Annotated in this window: 2 rRNA genes; both read left to right on the top strand. The window is 55.3% G+C overall.

The window, feature by feature from the left end:
• Positions 1-2,570, top strand: a 23S ribosomal RNA gene (locus ACVWYF_RS22810); the annotation flags it as partial.
• 128 nt (positions 2,571-2,698) lie between these two features.
• Positions 2,699-2,810, top strand: a 5S ribosomal RNA gene (rrf, locus tag ACVWYF_RS22805).
• Positions 2,811-2,884 lie beyond the last annotated feature (74 nt).

Genomic DNA, 2,884 nt, shown 5'->3' with positions numbered 1-2,884 from the left:
CCATAGACGGTGAGAGTCCGGTAAGCGACACTTCTGATTCACGGTAGCGGTACCCTGAGTAGGGCGGGGCCGGAGAAACCCCGTCTGAATCGAGCGGCACCATCCGCTAAGGCTACATACTCCTGAGACACCGATAGTGAACTAGTACCGTGAGGGAAAGGTGAAAAGAACCGGGAATACCGGAGTGAAAAGAACCTGAAACCGTGTGCTTACAAGCAGTTAGAGGGCCTTCGTGGCCTGATAGCGTGCCTTTTGCATAATGAGCCTACGAGTTACTCCTCCCCGGCAAGGTTAAGCGCTTTAAGGCGCGGAGCCGCAGCGAAAGCGAGTCTGAATAGGGCGTGCAGTCGGGGGGGGTAGACGCGAAACTTTGTGAGCTACCCTTGAGCAGGTTGAAGGTGCGGTAACACGCACTGGAGGACCGAACCAGTTTCCGTTGAAAAGGATTTGGATGACTTGAGGGTAGGGGTGAAAGGCCAATCAAACTGAGAAATAGCTCGTACTCCCCGAAATGTATTGAGGTACAGCGTCGTGGTTGAGGTCATTGGAGGTAGAGCTACCAATAGGACTAGGGGGTGTCAGAGCCTACCGAATCCTGATGAACTCCGAATGCCAATGGCTATACACGGCAGTGAGGCCTGGGGTGCTAAGGTCCCCGGCCGAGAGGGAAAGAACCCAGACCAACAGCTAAGGTCCCTAAATCTAGATTAAGTTGAACAAAGGAGGTCCACTTGCTTTGACAGCCAGGAGGTTGGCTTGGAAGCAGCCATTCCTTTAAAGAGTGCGTAACAGCTCACTGGTCGAGCGAGCGGGCGTCGATAATACGCGGGCATCAAATCTAGTACCGAAGCTTTGGATGTAGCATGAAAGACTGCTACGTGGTAGGGGAGCATTCTCCTTGCGGTGAAGGCGTGTCGTCAGGCATGTTGGAGCGTGGAGAAAAGCATATGTAGGCATGAGTAACGATAATGCGGGTGAGAAACCCGCACGCCGATAGACTAAGGTTTCCAATTCAACGCTAATCGGAATTGGGTTAGTCGGGACCTAAGGGGCAGCCGAAAGGTGAACTCGATGGACAGCAGGTTAATATTCCTGTACTGATGATGACAAGTGATGCAGTGACGCAGAAGTGAAAGCACCGCGGGCGGACGGAAGTGCCCGTTGAAGGCCGTAGGTATTGGGAGGGTAGTTAAGTACGCCCACCTAGCCGAAAGCTGATAGTACCGTACGTCCTTCGGGACACGCGGATAGTGTGCCTAATCCGACTGCCAAGAAAACCTGCTAAGCGTTTTAATGTCATTATCACCCGTACCGCAAACCGACACAGGTAGTCAAGGAGAGTATCCTGAGGCGCTCGAGTGAATCACGGCCAAGGAACTCGGCAAAATGGACCTGTAACTTCGGGAGAAGGGTCGCTTCCTCGTTGCAAGACGAGAAGCCGCAGTGAAAAGGCCCAGGCGACTGTTTAACAAAAACACATGACTTTGCTAACGCGCAAGCGGACGTATAAGGTCTGACACCTGCCCGGTGCCGGAAGGTTAAGAGGGGAACTTAGTCGCAAGGCGAAGGTTTGAATCGAAGCCCCGGTAAACGGCGGCCGTAACTATAACGGTCCTAAGGTAGCGAAATTCCTTGTCGGGTAAGTTCCGACCTGCACGAATGGTGTAACGATCTGGGCGCTGTCTCAGCCGTGAGCTCGGTGAAATTGTAGTCTCGGTGAAGATGCCGAGTACCCGCCACGGGACGGAAAGACCCCGTGCACCTTTACTATAGGTTGCCATTGGTGTTGGGTTCGGCATGTGTAGCATAGGCGGGAGGCGCTGAGCCGGGGACGCTAGTTCTCGGGGAGCCGACGTTGAAATACCGCCCTTGCCGTGCCTGATGCCTAATCCCGGGATTCCGGGAGACAGTGGCTGCTGGGTAGTTTGACTGGGGTGGTCGCCTCCAAAAGAGTATCGGAGGCTTTCAAAGGTCCGCTCAGTCCGCTTGGTAACCGGACGCAGAGCGCAATAGCAGAAGCGGGCTTGACTGTGAGGCCGACTAGCCGAGCAGGGTCGAAAGACGGATATAGTGATCCGGTGGTTCCGCATGGAAGGGCCATCGCTCAAAGGATAAAAGGTACGCCGGGGATAACAGGCTGATCTCCCCCAAGAGCTCATATCGACGGGGAGGTTTGGCACCTCGATGTCGGCTCGTCACGTCCTGGGGCTGGAGAAGGTCCCAAGGGTTCGGCTGTTCGCCGATTAAAGTGGCACGCGAGCTGGGTTCAGAACGTCGTGAGACAGTTCGGTCCCTATCTGTGGTGGGCGTTGGAAATTTGACAGGACCTGTCCTTAGTACGAGAGGACCGGGATGGACCAGCCGCTGGTGCGCCGGTTGTACCGCCAGGTGCAGCGCCGGGTAGCTACGCTGGGACGAGATAAGCGCTGAAAGCATCTAAGTGCGAAACTCACCTGGAGATGAGATTTCCCAATGGAAGGCCCGTCGGAGATGACGACGTTGATAGGCGGCAGGTGAACAACTGGAAACAGAATAGCTGAGCCGTACTAAGTGGCCGAGGGCTTCTTTTACATCCACCCGCAAGGGTGGGTAGCGTCGAGCGCGCGTCATACGTTTCGTTTTTGTCCCCTTACGTCGAGTTATTGAGGGTTGCGTGTCCGTCACAACGGACCATTCGAACACCGCAACCCCCGCCAGCAATGGTGGCTTTAGCCCGGGTGTTCACCTCTTCCCATTCCGAACAGAGCCGTTAAGCCCCGGTGCGCCTATGGTACTGCCTTCACCGGTGGGAGAGTCGGTCGCCGCCAACCTTTTACAAAGGAAAATCCTCCCGTGGATGCTTTCACCAGCACCCGCGGGAGGATTTTTGCTGTACCCCACCGGC

This window comes from Hymenobacter sp. UYAg731 (assembly GCF_054061335.1).
The sequence above is the reverse complement of the archived record's forward strand: the minus strand, read 5'-3'. Positions and strand labels throughout refer to the sequence as shown.